The sequence below is a fragment of the Rhodopirellula sp. JB055 genome, assembly GCF_043100905.1.
Taxonomy (GTDB): Bacteria; Planctomycetota; Planctomycetia; order Pirellulales; family Pirellulaceae; genus Rhodopirellula.
In genome coordinates, this window is record NZ_JBICHO010000219.1 from 1 (window position 1) to 5,486 (window position 5,486).

General features: G+C 57.8%; 4 protein-coding genes and 1 pseudogene. 1 reads left to right on the forward strand and 4 read right to left on the reverse strand.

The annotated features are described in order from the left end of the window. Window positions 1-63: 63 nt before the first annotated feature. From ACF8AM_RS09150 to xseB, 4 genes and pseudogenes are all read right to left on the reverse strand, one after another. Window positions 64-426, reverse strand: a pseudogene (locus tag ACF8AM_RS09150) (NAD(+)/NADH kinase); the annotation flags it as partial. Further along, window positions 426-2,333 (reverse strand): 1-deoxy-D-xylulose-5-phosphate synthase, encoded by a 1,908-nt coding sequence (gene dxs / locus ACF8AM_RS09155; RefSeq protein ID WP_392555346.1) that lies wholly within the window; start codon window positions 2,331-2,333, stop codon window positions 426-428. The pseudogene ACF8AM_RS09150 and the gene dxs, both read right to left, overlap by 1 nt. Continuing rightward, the gene (locus ACF8AM_RS09160; RefSeq protein WP_392555349.1) at window positions 2,330-3,277 is read right to left on the reverse strand and encodes a polyprenyl synthetase family protein; all 948 of its coding nucleotides are present in this window, start codon (window positions 3,275-3,277) and stop codon (window positions 2,330-2,332) included. The genes dxs and ACF8AM_RS09160 overlap by 4 nt, the downstream gene beginning before the upstream one ends. A 2-nt stretch (window positions 3,278-3,279) precedes the next feature. Next, window positions 3,280-3,654, reverse strand: a complete 375-nt coding sequence (xseB, locus tag ACF8AM_RS09165; RefSeq protein ID WP_392555347.1) for an exodeoxyribonuclease VII small subunit — start codon at window positions 3,652-3,654, stop codon at window positions 3,280-3,282. A gap of 312 nt (window positions 3,655-3,966) precedes the next feature. Here xseB and ACF8AM_RS09170 point away from each other — a divergent pair, with 312 nt between their 5' ends. Then, entirely contained in the window at window positions 3,967-5,256 is a 1,290-nt protein-coding gene (locus ACF8AM_RS09170; protein ID WP_392555348.1) for a hypothetical protein, read from the forward strand. Window positions 5,257-5,486: the final 230 nt, after the last annotated feature.

Below are 5,486 nucleotides of genomic sequence, written 5' to 3' on the forward strand. Positions count from 1 at the left end.
GTGAGCTATCACGTGACCGTCTCGAACATGTTGCACCTCGAGAATCAGATGCCTAATTATCTAAAATTTCCCGTGACAGACTTTGGGCAAAGCCCCCAAGAAATCCTCTGGTTAATGTGCCGCCAAAAATCCCAAACGGCCGCAATTGATCCCCAGCACCGGCGTTTGCCGGGTGCCCATCTGACGTGCGGATTGCAAGATGGATCCGTCACCGCCAATCACGATGACCAAATCAAGCTCGACGTCCGAGAAGTCGTAAGTGAACTCAACGTCGACCGCGACCAGTTCGGCATGAGACTCGATCGTTGGCCGAAGACGCTTCCAAGCGGAGGACACGTTGCTCTTGTCGGGTGCCCCCAACACAACAATTCGCGGCGGGCGTCCACAGCCACACCAATCCAAAGCTTCTCCACTGGAAGATGACATCAGACGCCAACCTGCGAACCGACCTCAGAAGCCGCTTCGCGACACACTTCCACAACCTTCTGCGAGGACAAGGTCGACTCATCCAACAACTGCGAACGATCACCATGCAACACAAACTCGTCGGGCAACGCCAATCGATGAACCGCTCGCGTGTCGAGTCGCTGATCCGTTGCCGATTCCAAGAATGCGGAACCAAAACCGCCCACTCGAGTGCCTTCTTCCAAAGTCACAACAAAGCGACCATCGCCGAGCGTTTTGCGGACCATCTCCGCATCAATCGGTTTGACAAAGCGAGCGTTGACGACACCGATTTCCAGTTCGCCTTGGAGTTGCTCCGCCGCCGCAATCGCTTGTTCCAACATCGCACCATAGGCCACGATCGTTCCGTCGGCTCCCTCGCGAACCCACTCGGCTTTGCCGACTTCGATCGGGGCTGGCGTGTGAGTTGCCTCCAACGCGGACGCCTTCGGATAGCGAATCCCAGACGGATGATCGAGCGTCAGCGCCGTGTCCAACATCATCGACAACTCTTGGGCGTACCCAGGAGCCATCAAAACCATGTTCGGGAACAAACGCATGTAACCGATGTCGTAAACGCCATGGTGAGTCGGCCCGTCCGGCGCGGTCAGTCCCGCCCGATCCATCATGAACACGACCGGCAAATCCTGCAGCGCGACTTCCTGGAAAATCTGATCGTAGCTGCGTTGCAAGAACGTGCTGTAGATGTCCACGATCGGACGCATGCCGGTTTTGCATTGCCCGGCGGCAAAGGCGACCGCATGCGATTCACAGATGCCAACATCAAAGAATCGATCCGCAAATTTTTCGCGAACGGGTTCCAGTTTGTTGCCTTGGCACATCGCTGCGGTGATGACCGTGACTCGCGAATCGCGATCCATGGCCGCACCGATCGCGTCGCGAGCGTGCGTGGTGTAAGGCGGTTGGCCATCGCTGCCCCGAGTCACCGGGGTGCCACCGCGATCCTCGAATGCAGGTGGCGTGTGGAAGAACACGGGGTCTTCCGCGGCGGGTTTGTAACCGTGTCCCTTTTCTGTCACCACGTGCAGCAGAACTGGACCGGGTGTCTCTCGGCACAGACGCAGGTACTTCTGCATCAAAGGGATGTCGTGACCATCGATCGGACCGATGTAGCGGATCCCGAGTTCTTCGAACAACATGCCGCCCAGCAATCCGGCTTTGACGCCTTCTTTCATCTGAGCCAACAAACGTTCGGCCGGGTCGCCAAACATTGGGACTCGGTCAAGCAACCGGGTGACTTCGTGTTTCAGCCCCGTGTAGAACGGGTTGCCGCGCAAACGGTCCAGGTACTGAGCCACGGAACCGGTGCGATGACAAATCGACATCTTATTGTCGTTCAGAACGATCGTCAGATCATCGCCGAGTTCGCCCGCGTTGTTCAGGGCCTCAAAGACGACACCACAAGGAAACGCCCCGTCGCCGATCACGGCCACCGTCCGGCGATCCTCTTGGTTCATCAGGATGTCGCCACTGCGCAGCCCGACTGCGGTGCTGACACTGCACCCGGCATGGCCCGTCATGAACAGGTCGTAAACGCTCTCGTGCGGGTTGGGATACCCCATCAACCCGCCCGCGGTTCGGATGGTCTCAAAACGGTCATAGCGACCAGTGACCAATTTGTGCGGGTAGACCTGGTGCCCCGTGTCCCAGATCAATCGATCCGTTCGAAAATCGAATTCACTGTGCAGGGCCAAGCAAAGCTCCACCACGCCCAAGTTGGACGCGAAGTGAGCCGTTCGGGTCGCCAGCAAATTGCACAGCACGTCGCGAATTTCAACCGCCGCGTCGCTCAGTTGCGAAGGGGACCAACCGGCCAGCGGCGTTGCATCCTGCAAACTTGCCAGCAGGGGGTGTTTGTTTTCAATCAATTTGTACGCTCCAAAACAAAGTCCGCCAATTCTCGTAACCGCTGAGCAGTCGTTCCGAACAACTGCAGCGATTCGTGCGCCGAGCGAATCGTCGCGTTGGCGTGGGCTCTCGCCCGATCCAGTCCCATCAATCCCGGGTACGTCAGTTTACCCCGGCCGTCATCTTTGCCCGTTCGTTTTCCAAGCTGTTCGTCGGTGGACGTGCAATCCAACAAATCGTCCGTGATTTGAAACGCGAGTCCAAACGCTTTAGCGTAATCGGTCAAGGCCGAAACCGCCCGTGGGTCAGCGCCGGCGGAAATTGCGCCCATCGCGGCACAGGCGATGAACAATGCCCCCGTTTTGCGTTGGTGGATCGCTTCCAAGTGCTTCAACGCCGATTCGGGACCGCCAAAGTCTTCCACGGTGTGCTTTTCCGCATCCAAATCGTCCGCTTGGCCGCCCACCAAGCCGGCAGGCCCGGCCGCGGTGGCCAAGGCCCCCATCAGAGCGGCAGAGCGAGCAACATCGGATGTACTTTGGTGCAGATGCGAGAACGCCATCGACTGCAATGCATCGCCCGCCAAAATCGCGGTCGCTTCGTCAAACTCGATGTGAGTCGTTGGTCGTCCACGCCGCAAATCGTCGTCATCCATCGCGGGCAAGTCGTCATGGATCAGCGAATAAGCATGGATCATCTCGATCGCCACCGCGGAGGGCATCGCGCCAGCAGCATCGCCCCCGCACGCTTCCGCCGCCATGATCGTCAACATCGGACGAAGTCGTTTTCCCGGTGCCAGCACGGCATACCGAATCGCGGCCGCCAAACGATCTGGAACGCCAGGCCGGTCCTGGCAGGCTTCTTTTAAAGCCGCTTCGATCGCGGGACGACGAGCGTCCATGTAGTTGCTCAATGATTCCTGGGTTTCGCCCGACGCTTCTCGACGCTCACCCGATGCACCCACACTCACTCCTCGTCCTCCAAGGTTTCTGCGCCAGCAACTCCGCGACGCTTGCCGCGTGACGCCTGCTTATCAGTCAACGATTCATTGCCCGACATGTTCTCAAGCGGTTCGGTCACCGGACGCCCTTCCGCATCCACCCCCGCCAAAACCGAGATCTTCCGTTCGGCCACGTCGAGCAACTGGTAACACTGTCGCATCTTGGACACCGCCACCTCGTACTGCTTCAGTGATTCGTCCAGCGTCAGCGCCCCGGATTCGAGCTTCCGAACGATGGTTTCGACAGCTCCCAACGTCGTCTCAAAATCCGCAAGTTCGGTCGCGGATTCTCCAGCCGTGCCGTTCTCTTCCGTAGAGGGGTTCCGTTTCTTCTTAGCCAAAACTTTATTTTCCCGGATTGGTTGGTGGTGGTCAGCTCGATTTTTTGACCGGCATTTATTTGTGATCTAGTGTTCCGGAGAAGCGGTGTTCTTGGACTATAGCAGACAGTGCATCGCACTCATCAGGCCTCGCCTGACTCGATTTGCCCCGGAAATTGAATCTCCAGCCACATGGCTCGAAATAACAGAAATCGAAAGCGAAGACATACTTCACCTGATGCCCCGCAATCGCGGCACCAGGTGGAGCAATCCGACGCTGGCAATATCGAAGGGACCGAAACTCCTTGCGATCCAGTCCCTGAATCGACACCCATGTCAACCAACTCATCCAAACCAAACGACACAAACAGCGTCACCCCGGCAAAAAACGATGCCAATGGTGCCAGCCTTTCACGCGCTGACATTGTGGAGGTTGTGACGGATGCTGCCACGCCAATCGACCTGCGTCTGCAAGAAATTGTCTCGCTGCTGACCGAATTCGAAGGCCGCCTGACCACGCGCCTGGATGAATTTGCACTCCCGGCGATGACGCCTGCCGATTCATCAGAACAGGCCTACGAATCGGAACAGCCCGACGAACCCGACGAACTCACTTTCGCAGAAGAACCAGACGAATCAGATGACCGCTCATCCTCCGTCGGTTTTCCACATGCCGCGAATCGGCACGATCACTTCGACTCTGCTTACGACGACTTCGATTACGAAGATGCCGAACTGGGCGATTCGACCTACGAGGATTCAACCTACGCCGAAGACGCGGCGCTCGAAGACGCTGGCTTCGACGAAACCGCAACCACTGACCCTGGATCCCACAACGACCTTGCGGACGGATCCTGGCAACCTCCAGGCGGCCTGGAAACGCTCAGCGACCAAGCAGACCTGATCTCTCCCGAGATCCTCCGACTCGAAGAAGAACTGCAATCAGAGCGAATGCGTTCGCACGAACTGCAAACGCAAAACGAAGCCCTGGCTGCTGAACTGGCGTCGTCCGGTGTCTCACGCACCGTGTCCGACACACAGGGATGCGACGACTCGATGTCGTGGGAAGAACGCAAGGCAAGAATTCTGGAGCAGATGGAGAATGACGACTTCAACGCAGAGTCGTTCCTCGAATCTCTATCACAATCATCCCAGGAGATTGCCGCCTCGATTGATCCCGACTGGGCCAACAACCCTTCGGCCTTCATCGATGACCTGGTCGATCGACTGACCGAAGCCGAAAAGACGATCGCGGACCGCAACGCCGAGATCCACGAGCTGCAAATTCTGTTGCAGAACCAAGCCGACACTCGAAACGACAACGTCGCATTCGGAGCCGCCGCTATCGCGGGCATGGTCGACTCGGACGAATTGGTGATCGCAGAACGCCAGCGGTTAGCAGAATTGAAAACCGAATGGGAAGACAAATTCCGGTCCGCCGAAATCGAAGTGTCGCTGGAACGCGCCAAACTATCGCGTGAACGCCAAGAATTGGCTCGTCGAGCCGAGGAATTGGAAGAACAGATCGAGCAACTGCAAAAAGAAAAACGCGACGCTCGCGAATACCCCAAAGCCGGCCGCCGATGGCTCGCCGAACTCGGCCTGCAATCCGAAAACGAGTGACCGCTGATCCCCCGAACCAATGAGCGACTTGGCCATCCAGTCGTCAACGACGTTCCAACGCAGGTAGGATGGGCACTCTTGCTCGTCCGCCCCGCGGATGTCGCCCAAGAAAGGCCAACCTACAGCGAGCCACTTGTGCTTCCCCAACTCACACCCCGAAGCGTGAGCAAGGGACCGCAGACTCACAACCCGACGCGTCAGCGAGGGACCGCAGCCAATCCCAACCCGAA

What these genes read in the sequence shown, in the direction of transcription:
- ACF8AM_RS09170 (WP_392555348.1), top strand. Translation starts at nt 3,967, where the DNA reads ATGTCAACCAACTCATCCAAACCAAACGACACAAACAGCGTCACCCCG.